Source organism: Pseudomonas putida (assembly GCF_050989985.1).
Lineage (GTDB): Bacteria > Pseudomonadota > Gammaproteobacteria > Pseudomonadales > Pseudomonadaceae > Aquipseudomonas > Aquipseudomonas putida_AI.
Map to the genome: position 1 here is coordinate 862,838 of NZ_CP158815.1, position 20,660 is coordinate 883,497.

16 protein-coding genes are annotated in these 20,660 nt (G+C 60.1%); 2 read left to right on the plus strand and 14 right to left on the minus strand.

Features of this window, described 5'->3' with window-relative positions; genetic code table 11:
* Position 1: 1 nt before the first annotated feature.
* Together ABTV29_RS04140 and pilB are read right to left on the minus strand one after the other, a co-directional pair.
* On the minus strand, positions 2–1,219 hold the full coding sequence (locus ABTV29_RS04140) for a type II secretion system F family protein (RefSeq protein ID WP_433768956.1): 1,218 nt from the start codon (positions 1,217–1,219) through the stop codon (positions 2–4).
* 2 nt (positions 1,220–1,221) lie between these two features.
* On the minus strand, positions 1,222–2,916 hold the full coding sequence (gene pilB, locus ABTV29_RS04145) for a type IV-A pilus assembly ATPase PilB (protein ID WP_433768958.1): 1,695 nt from the start codon (positions 2,914–2,916) through the stop codon (positions 1,222–1,224).
* Between the two features lie 226 nt (positions 2,917–3,142).
* Between pilB and ABTV29_RS04150 the strand changes: the two genes are divergently transcribed.
* Positions 3,143–3,553 carry a pilin gene (locus tag ABTV29_RS04150; protein ID WP_433768960.1) on the plus strand — a complete coding sequence of 137 codons (411 nt, stop codon included), beginning with the start codon at positions 3,143–3,145 and terminating at the stop codon, positions 3,551–3,553.
* A gap of 308 nt (positions 3,554–3,861) precedes the next feature.
* Entirely contained in the window at positions 3,862–4,215 is a 354-nt protein-coding gene (locus ABTV29_RS04155; RefSeq protein WP_433768962.1) for a BON domain-containing protein, read from the plus strand.
* Positions 4,216–4,484: 269 nt separating this feature from the next.
* Here the strand turns inward: ABTV29_RS04155 and ABTV29_RS04160 are convergent, their stop codons facing one another.
* From ABTV29_RS04160 to ABTV29_RS04215, 12 genes are all read right to left on the minus strand, one after another.
* Positions 4,485–4,781 (minus strand): DUF2845 domain-containing protein, encoded by a 297-nt coding sequence (locus tag ABTV29_RS04160; protein ID WP_433771732.1) that lies wholly within the window; start codon positions 4,779–4,781, stop codon positions 4,485–4,487.
* On the minus strand, positions 4,781–7,738 hold the full coding sequence (locus tag ABTV29_RS04165; RefSeq protein WP_433768963.1) for a DUF748 domain-containing protein: 2,958 nt from the start codon (positions 7,736–7,738) through the stop codon (positions 4,781–4,783). Before ABTV29_RS04165 ends, ABTV29_RS04160 begins: the two co-directional genes overlap by 1 nt.
* A 92-nt stretch (positions 7,739–7,830) precedes the next feature.
* Positions 7,831–8,847, minus strand: coding sequence for a class I SAM-dependent rRNA methyltransferase (locus tag ABTV29_RS04170; RefSeq protein ID WP_433768964.1), 1,017 nt, complete (start codon positions 8,845–8,847; stop codon positions 7,831–7,833).
* 149 nt (positions 8,848–8,996) lie between these two features.
* Positions 8,997–9,869 (minus strand): oxygenase MpaB family protein, encoded by an 873-nt coding sequence (locus ABTV29_RS04175; RefSeq protein WP_433768965.1) that lies wholly within the window; start codon positions 9,867–9,869, stop codon positions 8,997–8,999.
* Positions 9,870–9,989: 120 nt separating this feature from the next.
* Positions 9,990–11,927, minus strand: coding sequence for an acetate--CoA ligase (gene acs / locus ABTV29_RS04180; protein WP_433768966.1), 1,938 nt, complete (start codon positions 11,925–11,927; stop codon positions 9,990–9,992).
* Between the two features lie 213 nt (positions 11,928–12,140).
* Positions 12,141–13,805: a glucose-6-phosphate isomerase gene (gene pgi, locus ABTV29_RS04185; protein WP_433768967.1), complete on the minus strand. Its 1,665-nt coding sequence runs from the start codon at positions 13,803–13,805 to the stop codon at positions 12,141–12,143.
* A gap of 224 nt (positions 13,806–14,029) precedes the next feature.
* On the minus strand, positions 14,030–14,410 hold the full coding sequence (panD, locus tag ABTV29_RS04190) for an aspartate 1-decarboxylase (protein WP_003228271.1): 381 nt from the start codon (positions 14,408–14,410) through the stop codon (positions 14,030–14,032).
* Between the two features lie 180 nt (positions 14,411–14,590).
* Positions 14,591–15,451 carry a pantoate--beta-alanine ligase gene (panC, locus tag ABTV29_RS04195; protein WP_433768968.1) on the minus strand — a complete coding sequence of 287 codons (861 nt, stop codon included), beginning with the start codon at positions 15,449–15,451 and terminating at the stop codon, positions 14,591–14,593.
* Positions 15,448–16,248 (minus strand): 3-methyl-2-oxobutanoate hydroxymethyltransferase, encoded by an 801-nt coding sequence (panB, locus tag ABTV29_RS04200; RefSeq protein WP_433768969.1) that lies wholly within the window; start codon positions 16,246–16,248, stop codon positions 15,448–15,450. Before panB ends, panC begins: the two co-directional genes overlap by 4 nt.
* Positions 16,249–16,617: 369 nt before the next feature.
* On the minus strand, positions 16,618–17,103 hold the full coding sequence (folK, locus tag ABTV29_RS04205) for a 2-amino-4-hydroxy-6-hydroxymethyldihydropteridine diphosphokinase (RefSeq protein ID WP_433768970.1): 486 nt from the start codon (positions 17,101–17,103) through the stop codon (positions 16,618–16,620).
* Positions 17,104–17,106: 3 nt separating this feature from the next.
* The gene (locus tag ABTV29_RS04210; protein ID WP_433768971.1) at positions 17,107–18,504 is read right to left on the minus strand and encodes a polynucleotide adenylyltransferase PcnB; all 1,398 of its coding nucleotides are present in this window, start codon (positions 18,502–18,504) and stop codon (positions 17,107–17,109) included.
* Between the two features lie 698 nt (positions 18,505–19,202).
* Positions 19,203–20,642, minus strand: coding sequence for a sigma-54-dependent transcriptional regulator (locus tag ABTV29_RS04215; RefSeq protein ID WP_433768972.1), 1,440 nt, complete (start codon positions 20,640–20,642; stop codon positions 19,203–19,205).
* Positions 20,643–20,660: the final 18 nt, after the last annotated feature.

Below are 20,660 nucleotides of genomic sequence, written 5' to 3' on the forward strand. Positions count from 1 at the left end.
GTCAGATCGTCGACCCGAGTTGGAAGATGGGCAGGTACATCGCAACCACCAGGCCGCCGACAATAACACCCAGTATCACCATGATGAACGGTTCCATCAGGCTGGTGAGGCTGTCGACCATATTGTCCACTTCGTCTTCATAGAAGCCGGCGACCTTGTCCAGCATGTCATCCAGTGCACCGGACTCTTCGCCAATGGCGGTCATCTGAATCGCCATGTTCGGAAAAAGGCCGGAAGCGCGCATGGAAAAATTCAATTGCATGCCCGTCGAGACGTCCTGCCTGATACGCAGCACGGCACGCTTGAACACCACATTACCGGCGGCGCCAGCCACGGAATCCAGGGCTTCGACCAGGGGCACGCCAGCGGCGAAGGTGGTCGACAGGGTGCGGGCAAAACGGGCCACGGCGGATTTGTACGTCAGGGCGCCCACAAGCGGCACTTTCAGCAGCCAGGCATCCACGCGATCACGGAAACCCTGCGACGTCTTGAGCCCGTGGCGCACGGCCAGGATCGCCACGATCAAGGCGCCGAGCATGGCCCACCACCACTCCTGCATGAAATGCGACAGGCCGATGACCATCACGGTAAATGCGGGCAATTGAGCGCCAAAGCTTTCGAACACCGACTGAAATTGCGGCACCACTTTGACCAACAGAATCCCCGTGACAATGGCGGCGACGAATATGACCGCCAGCGGGTAAGTCATGGCCTTCTTGATCTTGGCCTTGAGGGTTTCGCTCTTCTCCTTGTAGGTCGCCACCCGCTCCAGCAGGGTATCCAGGGCTCCGGCCTGCTCACCGGCATCCACCAGGTTGCAGTACAACTCATCGAAGTATTTGGGTTTTTTGCGCAGGGCCGCGGCGAAGCTGTTGCCGGCCGCAACTTCCTGCTTGACCTCGTCCACCAGCGTGCGCATGGCCGGGTTTTCGAAGCCTTCGCCGATGATGTCGAACGACTGCAGCAAGGGCACGCCGGCCTTCATCATGGTCGCCATCTGCCGGGTGAACAGGGCTATGTCCTTGGCTTTGATGGCCTTGCCCAGGTTGAGCAGGGAGGGGGATTTCTTGCGAACCCTGCCGGGGTTGATGCCTTGCTTGCGCAGTTGCGCCTTGATCAATGCAGGGTTTTGGCCGCTCAACTCGCCCGTGACTTTCGTGCCTTTGCGGTCGGTGCCTTCCCAGGCGTAGGTGCTGGTTTTTGCTGCTTTGACCGCCATGTTCAGTCCTTGGTGACCCGGTTGATTTCTTCAAGGCTGGTGATGCCTTGCATGGCTTTGTGCAAGCCTGAGGTGCGCAAGTCATTGAAGCCGTCCTTGCGCATCTGCTCATCGATTTGCAGTGCGTTGCCTTCGGCCATGATCAGTCGCTGCAAGTCCGGCGTGTTCTTCACCACTTCATAAATCCCCACGCGACCCTTGTAACCGCCGTTGCAGTGTTCGCAACCCACCGGCCCATAGATCGTAAAGGTACCGATGCGTTCCTCGGGGAAGCCCTCTTTGAGCAGCGTCTCGTGGGGTATGTCGAGGGCAGCCCGGCAATGGCTGCAGAGTTTGCGCGCCAGGCGCTGGGCGATGATCAGGCTCACGGAAGTCGCGATGTTGAAACCCTGGATACCCATGTTGTGCAGGCGGGTCAGGGTTTGCGCGGCGCTGTTGGTGTGCAGGGTCGACAGCACCAAGTGCCCGGTCTGGGCGGCCTTGATGGCGATTTCCGCGGTTTCCAGGTCGCGGATTTCGCCGACCATGATCACGTCCGGGTCCTGGCGCAGGAACGAGCGCAGCGCCTGGGCGAAATCCATGCCTTGTTTGGGATTGACGTTGACCTGGTTGATGCCTTCCATGTTGATTTCCACCGGGTCTTCGGCGGTGGAGATGTTGATGTCCACGGTATTGAGGATGTTCAGGCCGGTGTAGAGCGACACGGTCTTGCCGGAGCCGGTGGGGCCGGTCACCAGAATCATCCCCTGAGGCTGCTTGAGCGCGTCCATGTACAACGCTTGCTGGTCGGGTTCGTAACCGAGGGCGTCGATCCCCATTTGCGCGCTGGACGGATCGAGGATCCGGATCACCACTTTTTCGCCCCACAGGGTTGGCAGGGTGTTGACCCGGAAATCGATGGATCTGCTCTTCGACAGGCGCATCTTGATCCGCCCGTCCTGGGGCTTGCGCCGTTCGGAGATGTCGAGGCTGGCCATGACCTTCAGCCGCGCCGCGATGCGGCCGGCCAGCTGGATCGGCGGCTTGGCGACTTCGTGCAGGATGCCGTCGGTGCGTACGCGCACGCGGTAGTTTTTTTCGTAGGGCTCGAAATGCAGGTCGGAAGAGCCGCTCCTGATCGCGTCGAGCAGCATCTTGTGAACGAAGCGCACCACCGGCGCGTCATCGGCATCCTGGCCGACGATGGCGTCCTGTCGGTCATCGGTTTCGATGTCCACGCCTTCGAGGTCAACGTCCCCTATGTCTTCAAGGCCGCTGCCATGGGTATCGAAGAATTTTTCGATCGCGTCGCTGAGCTTGTCTTCTTCGACCAGGATCGCTTCGGTACTCAGCCCCGTACTGAACTGAATGTCGTTGATGGCCTGGTGATTGGTCGGGTCGGAAATCCCCACGAACAACTTGTTGCCACGACGCCAGAGCGGCAGGGCGTGATGCTGGCGCACCAGTTTTTCGCTGACCAGTCCCTTGGGTTGGGTTTCCTTGTCGAGGTGGTTGAGGTCCATCAAGGCCATGCCGAAGTGCTCCGACGCAATCTCGGCGACCTGGCGGCTTTTCACCAGTTTGTTCTGCACCAAATAGCTGACCAGCGAGATGCGATTGCGTTGGGCTTGTTGCGACGCCTGTTGCGCGCTTTTGTCGGTGAGCAGTTCGGCCAGGACCAATTGCTTGGCCAGGCCGCTGAGGGTGATGTCATTCATTGGGAATCCGGGGCAAGACCGTTGGATGACTTATAGCCTAGTCAAGCGATGGAGCCAAACCAGCGCCGGCCAAGTGACAAAAAGTGTCAGATAGTGCGGTTCCTGGGGCCTGGCAGGGCGTTGCTGCGGCCCCGTGCCCCCGCCAGTTGGGCGTGCGGGGCTTGGCATGGGCTGTGCTGACACAGTTTCAGATCATGAGATTTCGACTCATGCACGGAGGCTGTCTATGAAGACTCAAAAAGGTTTTACGCTAATCGAGCTGCTGATCGTGGTGGCAATCATCGGGATTCTGGCGACGTTTGCGATTCCGGCTTATTCCAAGTATCAGGCGCGGGCGAAGGTGACGGCGGGGGTCGCGGAGCTTTCGGCGCTGAAGGTCAACTATGAGGATGCGGTCAACTCCGGTACGGCGGCCCCTCCTGCCACGACATTTGCCCCAGGCGGTGATACTCAGAACTGCGCCATTACCGCTGCCACCGGCACTGCGACCGGGATGATTTGCACGTTGAAAGGCGCTCCAGCTGTGATTTCAGGTGCGACCGTCACGCTGTCTCGCGACGCCACCAAGGGCTGGACATGCTCCACCAGTGTTTCGGCGGATTATGCGCCTAAAGGCTGCACAGCCAGCGGCACGTAACGATCCGTTTCTAATAAATGAAATGCCCCGTCTTTCAAAGGACGGGGCATTTTTGTTCCAGTGCCAATGTAAAAGAGAAAACTTCCCACAATTCATGGCTTTAGGCCTTCTTCAAAAACGGCAACTTGCATGTAGAGAATGTTCAGGTCATGCATTTTGCACGACTTTTAAATTTATGTGATTTTATAACTTGTTGATTTATAAGGATTTGTTGGTTGTCTCAAACTTGGCACAGCGTTCGCAATATCTCTGGCAACCCTGCTGAAATGACACCCAGCAGACTTTCCAGAAAAACAGGAGTTACTCGTATGAAGAAGTTCGCTATCGCTGCCGCTACTGCTACCGCGCTGACCCTGACCATGGCCAATGTTGCGTTCGCACAGACTCAAGCCACTCAGGCGCCAATGACTCTGGCAGCCGGTGAAATGACCAAAGCCAAGGAAGCCACTTCCGATACCTGGATTACCACCAAAGTCAAAAGTGACCTGGTTACCGAAAAAGGCATTCCTGGCACTGACATCAAAGTTGAAACCAACAAAGGCGTTGTGTCCCTGTCGTCCACCACTGCAGTGACTGAATCTCAGAAAGCTACCGCCGTGGCGATCACCAAAAAAATCAAAGGCGTCAAGGCGGTCTCCGCTGACGGCCTGAAAGCCGAGTAAGGCAAGGCTTCTCGCCTGGACTGGGAGAAGGCGCGACAGGCGGGCCAAGGTATACGCCTGTCGCATCTTGAGGAGTTCATGCGAACGGCCACAAGGATGTGGCCATTACAGGCCCCGGCATTCGTGTCGGGGCCTGTTCTATTGTGTGCAGCTCAAAACAACTGTGGGAGCGAGCCTGCTCGCGAATGCGGACTGTCAGCCAAACCAATGTTGGATGTCAGTCCCTCATCGCGAGCAGGCTCGCTCCCACAGTTTGATCTTTGTAAGGCTCAGTTCCCGCGTTTGCTGGTGATCTGTGTCAGGCGATTACCCTCGAACCGCAGGTACTGATACATCCCGTTGTTCGGCCCGTAAGTCCATTCCTCGACCGGAAACTCTTCCCGCCGGTTGGCACTGCGCTTGTAGCCCAGCAGATCGCGGCTGACCGGTTCGCCGCATTTTTGCAGCACTTCGCCCGCACGGTCGCCGACGCTGACCAATTGGCTGCCACAGCGCAGCGTGTCCGTCGCGGATGCCTGGCTGGCGCCCATTGCCAACAGCAGCGCCAGCAACAGGCGTTGGCCCATCATTCGGCGTCCAGATGCAGGGGCGTGATGACCTTGCCGTCTTTTTCCGCTTCGCCCAACTGGGCATCAATGAAGTACACGCGATCGTCAGCCAGTTGGCCCTTGTCCACCAGGTAATCCTTGATGCTGCTGGCGCGGTCCTGGCCCAGCTGGCGCAACAGCGCTTCGCTGGAACTCCAGGACTGGATCACGCCTTCGCGCATCTTCGCCGTGCGTTCTTCCTTGCCCAGGTCCTTCCATTCGGCAGGGGGCTGAGCCTTCAGTCGCGTGCGGTAGATCCCTTCCAGCAGCGGGCCTTTCTCGTTCTCTGGCACCTGCAGCATGGACGCCTGGGCGGGAACCTTGTCGCCGCGACGCTGGAGCATTTTGTAGTAGTTGTATTGATACTCACGTTCCAGGCGCTGCTCGGCAATCAGTGGACCGTCGCTGCTCTTGGCGGCGGTGCCTTCGATCTCCAGGCGCAGGGCCGGACGTTCCTTGAGGGCGTTGGACAACTTGACCAGCGCTGCCTCGGCGTCCTTGCTCAGGTCGCTTGAACCCGGTGCGAACGCCACGGTGCCCAGGTCCTCAGAGCCACTACCGGCCACCAGGCCACCAATGAGTTTGAACGGTGCTGCCGCCGCCTTGACGATCAGGTTGCGCAGGGTCTGCCAGACAATCGGCATGACGCTGAACTGCGGGTTGTTCAAGTCGCCGGACACCGGCAGTTCGATGGAAATCTTGCCGTCGACATCCTTGAGCAAGGCAATCGCCAGTTTCAGCGGCAGGCTCACCGCGTCGGGGCTGTCGACTTTCTCACCCAGTTGCAGTTGCTCTACGACCACCTTGTTTTCGGCCTGGAGCTGGCCCTTGGTGATCTTGTAGTGCAGGTCGAGATTGAGCCGTCCCTTGCGGATGCGATAGCCGGCGAATTTGCCGGAGTAGGGCGTCAGGGTGGTCAGTTCCACGCGCTTGAAGCTGGTGGCGATGTCGAGGCTGGCCATCGGGTCGAAGGGGTTGACCGAGCCTTTGATGGTCACGGGTGCATAGCGATCGACCTTGCCCTTGACGTCGACGCTGGCCGGTTTGGCCTGACGACTGTCGATGGTGCCGATCTGGCCGTTGAGTTCTTGAATGGCGGTGGCAAAGTTCGGGGTCAGGCTGAAGTCGGCGAAGTTGGCCGAGCCGTCATTGATGACGATGCCGCCGATATGGATGGCCAGCGGTTTTTCCTTGCTTGCAGGCTTGGCTGCCGCTGGCTTGGCCCCGGAATCCGCCGGTTGAGGAATCAGCAGGTCATCGATGTTGGTGGTGCGATCATCGTTGATCATGAACCGCGCATAGGGTTGCAGCAGGTTGATCTTGTCGATCGACAGGCTGTCGCCATGCTGATAATTCAGGCCATCGACCACCACCTGCTGCCACTTGAGGAAGTCGCGGGTTTTCAGGGTGTCGAGGGTGTGCAACTGATCGATCTGGGCGCGGCCGGTGACGCTGAGGGCCAGGGGCTCGGTGTTCTTGAGGTTGACCGCCAGATCGCTGCCGAGCATGCCGCTGCGCAGTTCCAGGCGCATGAACGGGTTGATGTAGGACTGGGCGACGCGCAAGTCGATGTCGCTGGTTTTCACGTTGAGCCTGGCAGTGACCGGCGCCAGGTTGACTTCGCCTTCGGCCATGAGCTTGCCCTGCTTGCCCACGCCGGTGTCGAGCTTGAGCTGGAAGGGCGAGCCATTGAGGCTGTCGAACTTCTGCAGGTCGAGATTCAGCGGGCCCAGTTCCAGGGCCACGGCAGGTTGTGCTTTGCGGTCGGCAAGGTGCACCTGGTAATTGCGCAGTTGCACGTCGTTCAGCAATACCTGCCAGGGTTTGGCGGCGGGTGCCGGTTCGGGTTTGGGTGAGTCTGCCGCCGCCGGAGTGCTGGCCGGTTCGGCGTCAGCCTTGGCTTTGGCCTTCGGCTTGGAAGGTTGGCTGGCGAACAGCTTCTGCCAGTCGAGTTGGCCGTCGGCTTCCAGGGCTGCCCAGGTTTCCAGTTTATTGCTGCGGATCTTACCGACGACGACTTGCTGTTTCGCCAAGTCGATTGTGGTTTCGCTGACATCCAGTCGCTCGAGCTTCACCAGCGGCCGACCGTCAGGGGCCTTGATGGCGAAGGGTGCGATGGTGGTCGAGACGTTGCTCAGCAGCAGTTGGGTTTCCTTGGACAGGTTGAGCTTGTAGTCGGTGCTCAGGCTGATGACACCGTCTTCGAGCACCAGTGGCACCGCATCGCGCACGTAGGGCCAAAAGGCTTTCATCTTGCCGTCGGTGAGCTTCAGCTTGCCTTCGGAGGCAAGTGGGATGAGGCTGAAGTTGCCGGTCCAGTCGATCTGCCCACCATGCGGGCCGATGGCCGAAAGGGTCATGTCGGCGCTGTCTTCGGGCAGGGTGCTGAGATTCTTCAGTTCGAAATCGAGTTTGTCGTAGATGAATTCGATCGGTTCGCTGGGGCGCTCATCCAGAAAATGCACGCCACCGCCCGCCAGCTTGATGCTGTCTATGCGCAGCGGGAACGGCTTGGCGTTGGGATCGGCGGGGGTCGGCTCGCTCGGTGGCAGCTTGAACAGGCCGAGCAGGTTGAGCTTGCCGTCCTTGCCGAAGATCACCTCGGTTTTGGATTTCTCCAATTCGATTGCCGACAAATGCAGCGCCTTGGTCCAGAGGCTGTCGAGGCTCAGATCGGCATACAGGCGTTCGAAGCCGACCTGTTCCTTGCCCGGCTCGCCAATTTTCAGGCCCCAAAGGGTCACTTCAAGGCTGAACGGGTTGAGTTCGATTCGCTGGAGTGTGGCGGGCGTCGTGGCGTAGTTGGCCAACTGTTGGTTGGCGACGCGCAAGGCGATGCCCGGCAAAATCAGAAAGCCCAGCAAGCTGTAAAGGGCCAGTGCAGTCAACAAGGCGCCCACGGCGCGAATCAATCCTTTGTACATGCGTGGCTTCATCTGTCTGAATCGGAGTGCCTTGGAGTATGGCACGCGTTTCCGGTTCCGAAACAATCGCCCTGCGATGAACAATCAGATTTGTCTGACACAAATCAAAGCTGAAGGATCAGGGTTTTCAGCGGTGGTTGCTGGTCCATGGACGGGAAGTCAGCGCCCGGATTCATCACCGTCCACTCACGCACGGGCCGCCCGGCTTTCTCCGCGCAACGCAAAACCTGTTCGCACCAATCGTCCATGCTGACTTTTGCCAGGTTGTTGCAGCAGATCAGCACGCCGTTGTCGGCGGTGGCCAGCAGCGCCGGCTTCAGCAGGCTCTGGTAGTCGCGCAACAGGTCGACGGTGCCGAACGCACTCTTGGCCCAGGCGGGAGGGTCGAGCAGCACCAGGTCGTACTGGCGTTGTTCCAGGCGCTGATAGCTCGGCAATTTTTGCCCGCGACGCTGGCTGATCGGCAGGCCGGCCAGTTGGCGGATTGCGGGGAAATAATCGGACTGGATGAATTCCATGGTCGGCAACTGCGGGTTGAGCTGGCCGTTTTCACGACCGACCGCCAGGTTGCCCTCGGCGAAGTCCAGATTGCACACCTCGCTGGCCCCTCCGGCCGCGGCACTGAGGCCGACACCACAGGTGTAGGCGAACAGGTTGAGCACGCTTTTGTTCTTGCTGTGCGCCTTGACCCAGCCACGGGTGTTACGCAGATCGAGAAACAGCAGTGGATCCTGCCCGGCATGACGCCCGCGTACCCGGTAATTGAGGCCCCATTCGTGGCCGATCAGGTCCTGCAAGGCGGCTTCTTCGGCGCGGTAGACGCGGTCTTCGCGGTCAATGCGTGAATTGCCGCCGGAGCGGTCGTTGTAGACCAGCAGGCTGTCCAAGCCCAGGTGCTGATTGACGATCTCGTGCAGTTGCAGCAGCACATCGCGCTCCAGCGTCTGGTGAAAGCTCTGCACCATCAATTGCGGGCCGTAGCGGTCGATGGTCAGGCCCCCGGCGCCTTCCTGGCTGCCATGGAACAGGCGATAGCAATCGGTGCCCTGGCTGTGCAGTTCGGCCAACAGGTCCTGGCGGCGTTCGAGGGCGGCGCGCAGCGCCTGATTCAAGGAAGACATGCTGGGCGCCTTGCAGGTGGGAATTTGGCGCGGGAGTTTAGCAGCTTGGCAGGCTACCGAGTTGCTGCCATCGCGAGCAGGCTCGCTCCCACAGGAGATTTTTGTTGTTCACAGAACCCATGTGGGAGCGAGCCTGCTCGCGATGCGTTTCAGGTCAACAACCCCATCCGCCGTTTTGCCCGCTGCACCGAACCATTACGCACCGCCCAGCGCAGCATCGGCGCGCTGCGGTTGACGCTGGCGCGGATCAGCTTGCGTTGCAGCGGGCTCTGGCTGACGCCGAGCAGGTCGCTGGCCCAATCGGGCAGCAGGTCGATTCCGGCCTGCATCATCAGCCCGCCGAAAGGCTTCGCCAGACGGCTCGGGGACGGCGCGTTCAACAACAGCCGCAAGACTTCGCGACTGCGCTCGTCACACAGCAGTTGCGGCCTGATGCGCTCGAGATAATCGGAAATTTCCTGCCGGGAACGGGGAACGTCACGGGCTCCCAGGCGCTCGGCGACCAGGGCGATTTCCGCGTAATAGCGGTCCTGGTCCGCAGGAGACAAACCCGGGTTGCGATAGCGCAAATGCGCGGCGAGAAAGTTGCTGACTTCGGCCACATGCACCCAGGTCAGCAACTCGGGATCGCTGGCGGCGTAAGGCCGGCCATCGGGCGCGGTACCGGTGATCTGCAGGTGGATGGTGCGGACTTTCTCGATCAGCCAGTCGGCATCCTGACGCGAACCGAAGGTGGTGCCGGAAATGAACTGGCCGGTGCGCCGCAACCGGCCGAGCATGTCTTCGCGGAAATTCGAATGGTCCCACACGCCGGACAGGGCCAGCGGGTGCAGGGCTTGCAGCATCAGGGCGCTGATACCGCCGATGAGCATGCTGCTGAAGTCGCCGTGTACCTGCCAACTGATCGAGTCAGGCCCGAACAGACCGGGATCGCCCTTGGGGTTTTCCAGGTCGAGTTTGCCCAGGGACAGGCCGGTCAGGCTCATGATTTGGGTTTCGATGCGACTGCGGATGAATTCCATGGGATCCCTGTAGGAGCGAGCTTGCTCGCGATGGACGTTAACGATAACGCGTGTTTCCTGAATATACGCGGTGCGCTTGCGTTCATCGCGAGCAAGCTCGCTCCTACAAAGGGCAGTACGTCATTGGTTCAGGCGTTTATCGATCAGGCCCTGCACCACGCTCGGGTCGGCCAAGGTCGAGGTATCCCCCAGGCTGTCCAGTTCGTTGCAGGCGATCTTGCGCAGGATGCGCCGCATGATCTTCCCGGAACGGGTTTTCGGCAAGGCCGGCGCCCACTGGATCAGGTCCGGTTTGGCGAAGCTGCCGATCTCCTTGCTGACCATCGCCAGCAGGTCCCTCTTCAAATCGTCGCCGGTTTCCACGCCGTTCATGGGGGTGACGAAGGCGTAGATGCCCTGGCCCTTGACGTCGTGTGGGTAACCGACGACGGCGGCCTCGGCGACGCTATCGTGCAGCACCAGGGCGCTTTCTACCTCAGCGGTGCCGATGCGGTGCCCGGACACGTTGATCACATCGTCGATGCGCCCGGTGATCCAGTAGTCGCCATCTTCGTCGCGGCGGGCGCCGTCACCGGTGAAGTAGTAGCCGGGGTAGGGTTTGAAATAGGTGTCGACCATCCGTTTCGGATCACCATAGACGGTGCGGATCTGCGCCGGCCAACTGGATTTGATCGCCAGCACGCCGCTGCCGGCGCCTTTGATCTCCTTGCCTTGCTCGTCGAGCAGCACCGGTTGCACACCAAACATGGGTTGCGTGGCGCAGCCGGGTTTGATCCGTTGGGCGCTGACCAGGGGGCTGAGCATGATGCCGCCGGTTTCGGTCTGCCACCAGGTATCGACAATCGGGCAACGCTCTTCGCCGACCGTGTGGAAGTACCACTCCCACGCTTCCGGGTTGATCGGCTCACCGACGGTGCCGAGCAGCCTGACGCTGGCGCGTGAAGTTTCCTTCAGCGGCTCGGGGCCTTCGCGCATCAGGGCGCGCAGGGCGGTCGGGGCGGTGTAGAAAATATTCACCTTGTGCTTGTCGATGACTTGCCAGAAGCGCGAGACGCTCGGGTAGCTCGGCACGCCTTCGAAGATCAGGGTCGTGGCGCCATTGGCCAACGGGCCATAGACGATGTAGCTGTGGCCGGTGACCCAGCCGACATCGGCAGTGCACCAGAAGACTTCGCCGTCGCGGTAATCCAGCACGTATTTGAACGTCATCGTCGCTTGCAGCAGATAACCGGCGGTGGTGTGCAGCACGCCTTTGGGTTTGCCGGTGCTGCCGGAGGTGTAGAGGATGAACAGCGGGTCTTCGGCATCCATCGGCTCGGGCGGGCAGTTGTCGTCGACATCGCGCAATGCCTGGTGATACCAGATGTCCCGGCCTTCGGCCCAGTTCACCGGGTTCTGTGTGCGCTCGACCACCACCACGGTGCTGACGTTCGGGCAACTTTGCAGGGCCTTGTCGACGTTCTGTTTCAACGGAACGAATTTGCCTCCGCGCACGCCTTCATCGGCGGTGATCACGGTGCGGCAATCGGCATCGAGAATGCGATCGCGCAGGGAATCGGGGGAAAAGCCGCCAAACACCACCGAGTGCACCGCACCGATGCGCGAGCAGGCGAGCATGGCGTAGGCCGCTTCGGGGATCATCGGCATGTAGATGCACACGCGGTCGCCTTTCTTCACGCCACGGCTCTTGAGCACGTTGGCCAGGCGGCAGACGTTGTGATGCAGTTTTTTGTAGGTGATCTGGGTGGACTCGGCGGGATCGTCGCCTTCCCAGATGATCGCGACTTGATCGCCGCGTTGTTCCAGGTGCCGGTCGATGCAGTTGTAGCTGACATTCAACTTGGCCCCGGCAAACCAGCTGGCTTCACCGGTTTTCAGGTCATAGCGCTGGACGGTGTCCCAGGGGGCGATCCAGTCGAGGAACCGGGTGGCTTGTTCGGACCAGAACTGACTGGGGTGTTCGACGGATTCACGGTACAGGCGGTGGTAGTCGTCTTGACTCAGTTGTGCGGCCCGGCGGACGGCATCGGCTTTGGGGAACGTGCTGATATCGAACATGACGGTTCCTTATTCTTGTTTTGCGACAAAGATAAAGATGCGCCGAGAAGTGGAAGGGTTCAACCCGGACGCCGCAGCAAGTGTAGGCGGCGTAAAACGACTGTGGGAGCGAGCTTGCTCGCGATGGCGGCGCAACATTCAACACAAGAGTCGACTGTCAGGCTGCTATCGCGAGCAGGCTCGCTCCCACAGGGGTAGCAATGTGGCTCTGGCTTATCCGCGGTGACGACCACGGAAGTAGTTGATCAGGCCTTGAGTGGACGGATCTTCAGCCGCCGTTTCCTCGGTGCCGACCAGGCGGTTGTAGACGCCCTTGCCCAGTTCCTTGCCCAGCTCCACGCCCCACTGATCGAAGGCGTTGATGCCCCAGATCACGCTTTGCACGAAGACCTTGTGCTCGTACATCGCCACCAGCGCGCCGAGGCGGCGAGGGCTGATGCGCTCGACCACCAGGGTATTGCTCGGACGGTTGCCCGGAATCACCTTGTGCGGTGCGAGCTTCTGCACGTCGGCCTCGCTCATGCCCTTGTCGCGCAGTTCGGCCTCGGCTTCGGCCAGGGTCTTGCCGAGCATCAGCGCCTGGCTCTGCGACAGGCAGTTGGCGTACAGCCACTGGTGGTGGTCGGCCACCGGGTTGAAGCTGACGATCGGCACGATGAAGTCGGCCGGGATCAGTTGGGTGCCTTGGTGCAGTAACTGGTGGTACGCGTGCTGACCGTTGCAACCCACGCCACCCCAGATGACCGGGCCGGTGTCGGTGGATACCGGCTGGCCGTCCTGACGCACGCGTTTGCCGTTGGACTCCATGTCCAGCTGTTGCAAGTGCTTGGTGATGTTGCGCAGGTAGTGGTCGTACGGCAGGATCGCGTGGCTTTGCGAGCCCCAGAAGTTGCCGTACCAGACGCCGAGCAGCGCCAGCAGCACCGGCATGTTCTGTTCGAACGGCGCGCTCTGGAAGTGCTGGTCCATGGTGTAGGCACCGGACAGCAGCTCCTTGAAGTTCGACATGCCGATGGCCAGGGCAATTGGCAGGCCGATGGCGGACCACAGCGAGTAACGCCCGCCGACCCAGTCCCACATCGGGAAGATGTTCTCTTCACGGATACCGAATGCGACGGCCGCGGCGTTGTTGCTCGATACCGCGATGAAGTGACGATGCAGCTCAACTTCCGAACCACCCTGAGCCAGATACCAGGCGCGGGCGGCCTGGGCGTTTTTCAGGGTTTCGAGGGTGTTGAAGGATTTCGACGAAACGATGAACAGCGTGGTCTCGGCGCGCAACTTCATGGCCAGCTCGTGGAACTCGCTGCCGTCGATGTTCGCCAGGTAGTGGCAGCGCACGCCTTTCTGGGCATAGGCCAGCAGGGCTTCGGACACCAGCTCGGGGCCGAGGAACGAGCCACCGATACCGATGTTCACCACGTCGGTGATCGGCTTCTCGGTGTAACCGCGCCACAGACCGTCGTGGATACGGCCCACGAGGTCGGTGATCTGATTCAGTACCCGGTGCACTTCAGGCATCACGTTGACGCCGTTGACCGACAGCTTGTCGCCGACCGGACGGCGCAGTGCGGTGTGCAGCGCAGGGCGACCTTCGGAGGCGTTGACGATCTCGCCATCGAACAGCGATTTGATCGCGCCCTTGAGGTCGACTTCGTTGGCCAGGCCCACCAGCAGGTTGCGGGTCTCGGCGTTGATCAGGTTCTTCGAATAGTCGAGAAACAGGCCGCAGCTGCTGAGGGTGAATTGAGTGAAACGCTGCGGATCGGCATTGAAGGCCTCGCGCATGCTGAAATCCTGCATGGCTTGGCGGTGGTCATTCAACGCCTGCCAGGCGGGCAGAGCGGTAACGTCATGAGGAGTGCGGTAGTACGCCATCGCTGCGGGTTTCCTTATTACTTGAACGGCCTTTTGAACACGAAAAATCCCGGAGCGCTGTGGGTGGTCGCCCCGGTCACCTGCGTCGACACGATTTCATGGCGCAGGGCGACTACAGTAAACCCCGCGCAATGATCTGTCTTGACTTTGTCTGACCCGTTTCCGGTACTTTTTTAACATCCAGGTTAGAAACAGTCCGACAAACGGATAAGGCAGGGCTCGGATCAGGCGACCTGGACCGGAATTGCGTTGCTAGTGTGGCTCAGTTCATTGCCCGGTGCCATGTAGAGCATGCGCGGCTTGAAGTTGAGCAATTCGGCTTCGCTGTAGTGAGCGTAGGCGCAGATGATCACGCGATCGCCCACTTTGGCCTTGTGAGCTGCGGCACCGTTGACCGAGATCATGCGCGAACCTTCCTCGCCACGAATGGCGTAGGTGGTGAAGCGTTCGCCATTGTCGACGTTGTAGATCTGGATCTGTTCGTATTCACGGATGCCGGACAAATCCAGCCATTCGCCATCGATGGCGCAGGAACCTTCGTAATCGAGTACAGCGTGGGTGACTTCGGCGCGATGCAGCTTGGCTTTGAGCATGATGGCGTGCATGAGTGTTTCCCAGGTTGGAATCGAACAGTGGGCGGTTGGGGCCCGGTGGATTTAGAGGCGCAGCAGGTCCCTTGTGGGAGCGAGCCTGCTCGCGATGAGGGTCTGACATTCAACAAGATTGTCGACTGTCAGACCGCTATCGCGAGCAGGCTCGCTCCCACAGGAAAGGTGTGCAGCTATCTAGACGGGGGTGTCGAGGTTCAGATGCAGGTTGTCGATCAACCGCGTGGTGCCGAGGAACGCTGCCACCAGGATCACCAGGTCCCGATCTTGCGCCGTCGCCGGGCGCAACGTCAGGGCGTGGCGGATTTCCAGGTAATCGGGACGCAGGCCAGCGGCTTCGAGCTGTTTGATCTGCGCAGCGATCAGCGCCGGGAAATCCCGTTCGCCCTGTTTGATCGCCTCGGCAATCTGGCTCAGGGTGCGATAGACCACAGGCGCGGTGGCGCGCTGCTCTTCGCTGAGGAAGCCATTGCGCGACGATAACGCCAGGCCATCGGCCGCCCGAACGGTGGGCTCGCCAATGATCTGGATCGGCATGTTCAGGTCATGCACCAGGGCGCGGATGACCGCCAGTTGCTGGAAATCCTTCTGGCCGAAAATCGCCAGGTCCGGCTGGACCATGTTGAACAGCTTGCTGACCACGGTCGCCACGCCTTCGAAGTGCCCCGGGCGGCTGGCGCCGCACAGGCCTTCGGACAATTGCGGGACGCTGACACGAGTCTGGCCGGCCATGCCGTCGGGGTACATCTCTTCGACCGTTGGCGCGAACAGCAGGTCGCAACCGGCCTCGAGCAGTTTTTCCTGATCCGCGGCGAGGGTGCGCGGGTATTTGTCGAGATCTTCGCCGGCGCCGAACTGCAGCGGGTTGACGAAAATGCTCGCGACCACGAAGTCCACCCGCTGGGTGGCCTTGGTGACCAGCGCGATATGGCCGCTGTGCAGGTTGCCCATGGTCGGCACGAAGCCTATGCGCTTGCCTTCGCTACGGGCGCGGGCGACGGCGGCCCGCAGTTCGCGTACGGTTTTTACGGTGTTCATGCAGAGAATCCATGTTCGATGCCAGGGAAGGTCGCCGCCTTGACTTCAGTGACGTAGGCACTCAGGGCGCCGTGAATGCTCTCTTGGCCGTCCATGAAGTTCTTCACGAATTTGGGCACCCGACCGGTGATGGACAGGCCCAGCATGTCGTGCAGGACCAGTACCTGGCCGTCGGTGCGATGGCCGGCACCGATACCGATCACTGGAATGCTCACAGCCTGGGTGATCTCTTCGGCCAGTTCGCTCGGCACACATTCGAGCAGCAGCATCGCCGCGCCGGCCTGTTCCAGGGAAATCGCATCGGCACGCATCTGTCGTGCCTGGTTTTCATTGCGACCCTGGACCTTGTAGCCGCCGAGGATGTTCACCGATTGCGGCGTCAGGCCCAGGTGTGCGCACACCGGGATACCGCGCTCGGCCAGCAGGCGAATCGAATCGGCCAGCCACAACGCGCCTTCAATCTTGACCATATGCGCACCGGCCTGCATCAACAGGGCGCTGTTGGTCATGGCTTGTTCGGTGGTGGCATAGGCCATGAAAGGCAGGTCGGCAAGGATCAGGGCATCGGTGTTACCGCGCTTGACCGCCGCCACGTGGTAAGCCATTTCGGCGGTGGTGACCGGCAGGGTGCTGTCGTGGCCTTGCAAAACCATGCCGAGGGAGTCGCCCACCAGCAGCACTTCGACGCCAGCCTGGTTGCAGGCGTGGGCGAAGGTCGCGTCATAGCAGGTCAGCATGGTGATCTTTTCACCTTTCTGCTTGAGGCTCTGGAGCGTGGTCAGGGTGATGGCTGGCATGTCAAAAAATCCTCGTTCAGGCGCTCTGGAAACTACTGCGAGTAACGCGCGTGATTCGTCATCTACTCAGGCGCACGGTCTTTTGTCGTGCTTATAAGGCCTGGATTGCGCCCTTTTAGTGCCGTGTTGACGGCAGCGGGACGCCTATAGTCGTGAGGAGAACCCGGGAAGTCAATTGCGTGTGTTACCGCATTGTTACGTCGGGGGTGTTACCGAAGGGGACTGATGCGATTCAGCAGTCCTGGTCTTTTGTTCGACACAAAACACCTGTGGGAGCGGGCTTGCTCGCGAATGCGGTGTGTCAGTGAAAATTGATGTCGACTGACACACCGTATTCGCGAGCAAGCCCGCTCCCACAAGGGTTTTGTATTAATTTGTAGTGATACGTTCCAGGCCGACGAACGGGCAGGCTTCGAGCATGTTGGCCAACGTGCGGCCATCGGCCAGGCGAAGATCCGCAGGCGCCAGTTCAGCCAGTGGATACAGAACGAAGGCACGTTCCTGCATATGGTAGTGCGGGACCTTGAGGCGGGGCTCGTCTATCAGGCGATCACCGAACAACAGGATATCCAGGTCTAGCGTACGCGGGCCCCAGCGTTCGAGACGCTCGCGGCCCTGTTCGTTCTCGATGGCTTGCAGCGCATCGAGCAGGTCCAGCGGAGCGAGAGTGCTGTCGAGGGCGGCGACCGCGTTGGTGTAACGCGGTTGGCCGGGGAGCAGTGAGTCGCTTTGATAGAAAGCGGAGACCCCGACCAGTCGCGATTGCGGCAGCCGTGCCATGGCGGCAACGGCGCTGCGCAGCTGTCCGGCAGGTTCAGCCAGGTTGCTGCCCATGCCGATGTAGATGCGTTCCATGGATTACTCGCCGCTACCCGATACGCCTGCCGCACGTTTGCGCTTGGAGCCGCCGCTGCGACGGCGTTTGCGCGGTGCGCCGGTGCCTTCTTCCTTGCCGCTGAGTTCGCGAATCATTTCGCGGCGCTCATTTTCGTTGGCGTCCTGATAGTCCGTCCACCATTCGCCCAGGCCATCGGTCTGCTCGCCTGCGCTCTCGCGCAGCAGCAGGAAGTCGTAGCCGGCACGGAAGCGCGGGTTGTCCAGCAACAGGTCAGCACGTTTGCCGCTACGGCGCGGCAGGCGTTCCTGCATGTCCCAGATCTCGCGGATCGGCATGGTGAAGCGTTTTGGAATCGCGATGCGCTGGCACTGTTCGGCAATCAGTTCGTGTGCCGCTTCCTGCATCGCCGGAATCGGCGGCATACCGCGCTCTTGCAGGCGCAGTACACGCGCCGGCAGGGCGGGCCACAGCAGGGCTGCAAACAGGAACGCCGGTGTTACCGGTTTGTTCTGCTTGATGCGCAGGTCAGTGTTGATCAGCGCTTCACTGATCAGGGTGTGGGTGTAGGTCGGGTTGTATTCCAGGGCCTCGGTACTGGCCGGGAACAGCGGATCGAACAGCTGCAGGTCGACCAGCATCTCGAACGTATCCGCGGCGTAACCGGACAGGAACAGTTTGAGGACTTCTTCGAACAGACGGGCCGCCGGAATTTCCCGCAGCATCGGCGCCAGGTCGCGAATCGGCTGGGCGCTGTGCTTTTCGATGCCGAAATTCAGCTTGGCCGCGAAACGCACGGCCCGCAGCATGCGCACCGGGTCTTCCTGATAGCGTTGCTTCGGATCGCCGATCAGGCGGATCAGGTGATTGCGAATGTCGTGCACGCCATTGGCGTAGTCTAGGATTCGCTCACTGACCGGATCGTAATACAGGGCGTTGATGGTGAAGTCGCGACGTTGCGCGTCCTCTTCCAGGGTGCCGTAGACGTTGTCGCGCAGGATGCGCCCGCTCTCGTTGCGGGAAGACTGATTGCTGTCTTCTTCCTCTTCGTTTTGCGGGTGATTGGCGCGGAAGGTCGCGACTTCGATGATTTCGCGACCAAAGTGGATGTGCACCAGCTTGAAGCGGCGACCGATGATTCGCGCGTTACGGAATTCGGCACGGACCTGTTCAGGAGTGGCGCTGGTGGCGACATCGAAGTCTTTGGGCGTGATGCCCAGCAGCATGTCGCGCACGCAACCGCCGACCAGATAGGCCTGGTAACCGGCGCCCTGCAGACGTTCGACGATATTGACCGCGTAACGGCTGAATTGCGCCTTTTGCAGCGAATGTTGGCCGCTGTTGAGCACTTCAGGCGTGCTGCGAATATGTTGCGTGCGACGCACAGGTGTACGGAATGACTGGAACAGCTTCTTCAGCATGGGATGCACTGTTTGAAGGAATGTTCGGCCAAAAACGAAGAATGACCGCATGATGGGCGGGGATTCTAGCATTTAGTCGGGGGATGGTGTAGGACGCAGCAATATGAGCTGTAGGAGGAGGCTGGAACCCAGAAACTACAAGGGGAGCCGAAGCTCCCCAAGAAGTAGTTGCATGCTCTATTTTTGTTATTGGTTTCGGGCTTCTTGTTTTTGTTGAGTGCCCACGCCATGAAGCTTCCTTCATGACCCTCCCAATCGGGAGCCAAGAGCAAACGGATTGCTTTGGTCGCTGAATTGCAGTGATCTTTCGATCCAACCAGTACAGGCTCTGTCTTAAGACAGTTTTTTGTTGTTCTCGGCCTGGTCGTGGGGCAAGCCCCAAATACAACGCCTCTCCAAAAGAATCAGTTAGCTGCGCCTCTCGCCGTCTTGTTTTTATTGTGCGTGAGTCGATTCGTCTTATTTTTATTGTCTTGTGCATTGCTTGTTATTGTTCTTGTACCAAACATATAGCAGGGTGCGTGCCAACTTTTGCAAACCCCAATAAAACAAGGGGTTGGGCGTGCCAGGCAGGTTTCTCAGGGCGAAAAAAAGCCGGGGTTTCGTTACCGTAAGCCCCGGCTTTTGTTACGTAAAACATCTGAGGTAACAGTTTTTTCACGAAGTCACGTGTTACCCGCACATCAGACAGCTGCGGTTCAGCTCTCGCTGGCCACCCCGGTCTTGCGGCGCGGAATGCCCAGACGCTGACGACGCTCCCACAGGCATTTGCGGCTGACCCCAAGCTTGCGGGCCAGTTCGGTTTCGGTCATGTGGTCCTGATGCTCGAGCACGAAGTGCTGGAAGTAATCTTCCAGGGACAAGTCTTCGGTCGGCTCATGGTTGCTGTTGGCGGCGTTGCTGGCGCCCTGTTGTGGGGGCAGGCCGATGAACTCGTCGTCCTCCAGATCACCCAGTTCGATGTCGATACCCAGCAGCTCGGCGGAAATTTCCGGGCTCTCGCACAGGATCACTGCACGCTCCACTGCGTTTTCCAGCTCACGAACGTTACCCGGCCATGAATAGTGGCGGATGGCTTGTTCGGCGTCCGGGGCGAATTTCAGGTCAGTGCGGTTGATCCGAGCGCTCTGCCGCGCAAGGAATGCATTGGCGATTTCGTTGACGTCGGCACCACGCTCGCGCAGGGCCGGCAACTTCAGGGCAATGACGTGGAGGCGGTAGTACAAGTCCTCACGGAACTGGCCGATCTTTGCCAGGTTCTTCAGGTCGCGGTGGGTCGCAGCGATCAGGCGCACATCGACTTTTTGCGATTGCACCGAGCCTACCCGGCGAATTTCGCCTTCCTGCAGTACCCGCAACAGTCGGGCCTGGGCTTCGAGTGGCAGTTCGCCGATTTCGTCGAGGAACAGAGTGCCACCGTCCGCTGCTTCCACCAGGCCGGCACGCCCGGCGCTGGCACCGGTGAACGCACCTTTTTCGTGGCCGAACAGCTCGGACTCGATCAGGCTTTCCGGAATGGCCGCGCAGTTCACCGAAATCATCGGTGCCTTGGCCCGTTTGGACAGGTTGTGCAGGGCGCGCGCCACCAGTTCCTTACCGGTACCGGACTCGCCCTGGATCAGAACGTTGGAATCGGTGGGTGCGACTTTGCGGATCTTGCCGTAGAGGTCTTGCATCGGCGGACAGGAGCCGATGATGCCGATCTCGCCATTGCTGTTGTCGGTGCCCGATTTAGCCGCACCATTGGCGGCTTTGCCGGCCGCTGGTTCGCTGTTGGCTCGCAGCGATTGGCGATCGCGCAGGATCCGCGCGACAGCCTGGAGCATTTCGTCGTGATCGAAAGGCTTGGCGATGTAGTCCACCGCGCCCATCTTCATCGAGTCCACCGCCGAGCGCAGGCTGGCGTAGCTGGTCATGATCAGTACAGGCGTACCCTGGCCGAGTTTGATCAATTCGGTGCCCGGTGCGCCCGGTAGGCGCAGGTCACTGACAATCAGGTCGAACGTGGGAATGGTGAAGCGTTCTTGTGCTTCCTGCACGGATCCGGCTTCGCTGACCTGGTACTGGTTGCGTTCCAGCAGGCGGCGCAAGGCAGAGCGGATAATGGTTTCGTCTTCGACGATCAAAATGTGCGGCATTGATTCGATACTCTCGAC

Bases quoted from the DNA above. Each gene is read 5' to 3' on its own strand.
- ABTV29_RS04155 (WP_433768962.1), top strand. From the start codon at position 3,862: ATGAAGAAGTTCGCTATCGCTGCCGCTACTGCTACCGCGCTGACCCTG.
- acs (WP_433768966.1), bottom strand. From the start codon at position 11,927: ATGTTCGATATCAGCACGTTCCCCAAAGCCGATGCCGTCCGCCGGGCC.
- panD (WP_003228271.1), bottom strand. From the start codon at position 14,410: ATGCACGCCATCATGCTCAAAGCCAAGCTGCATCGCGCCGAAGTCACC.
- ABTV29_RS04140 (WP_433768956.1), bottom strand. From the start codon at position 1,219: ATGGCGGTCAAAGCAGCAAAAACCAGCACCTACGCCTGGGAAGGCACC.
- pilB (WP_433768958.1), bottom strand. From the start codon at position 2,916: ATGAATGACATCACCCTCAGCGGCCTGGCCAAGCAATTGGTCCTGGCC.
- ABTV29_RS04215 (WP_433768972.1), bottom strand. From the start codon at position 20,642: ATGCCGCACATTTTGATCGTCGAAGACGAAACCATTATCCGCTCTGCC.
- ABTV29_RS04210 (WP_433768971.1), bottom strand. From the start codon at position 18,504: ATGCTGAAGAAGCTGTTCCAGTCATTCCGTACACCTGTGCGTCGCACG.
- folK (WP_433768970.1), bottom strand. From the start codon at position 17,103: ATGGAACGCATCTACATCGGCATGGGCAGCAACCTGGCTGAACCTGCC.
- ABTV29_RS04150 (WP_433768960.1), top strand. From the start codon at position 3,143: ATGAAGACTCAAAAAGGTTTTACGCTAATCGAGCTGCTGATCGTGGTG.
- ABTV29_RS04165 (WP_433768963.1), bottom strand. From the start codon at position 7,738: ATGAAGCCACGCATGTACAAAGGATTGATTCGCGCCGTGGGCGCCTTG.
- ABTV29_RS04175 (WP_433768965.1), bottom strand. From the start codon at position 9,869: ATGGAATTCATCCGCAGTCGCATCGAAACCCAAATCATGAGCCTGACC.
- ABTV29_RS04160 (WP_433771732.1), bottom strand. From the start codon at position 4,781: ATGGGCCAACGCCTGTTGCTGGCGCTGCTGTTGGCAATGGGCGCCAGC.
- panC (WP_433768968.1), bottom strand. From the start codon at position 15,451: ATGAACACCGTAAAAACCGTACGCGAACTGCGGGCCGCCGTCGCCCGC.
- pgi (WP_433768967.1), bottom strand. From the start codon at position 13,805: ATGGCGTACTACCGCACTCCTCATGACGTTACCGCTCTGCCCGCCTGG.
- ABTV29_RS04170 (WP_433768964.1), bottom strand. From the start codon at position 8,847: ATGTCTTCCTTGAATCAGGCGCTGCGCGCCGCCCTCGAACGCCGCCAG.
- panB (WP_433768969.1), bottom strand. From the start codon at position 16,248: ATGCCAGCCATCACCCTGACCACGCTCCAGAGCCTCAAGCAGAAAGGT.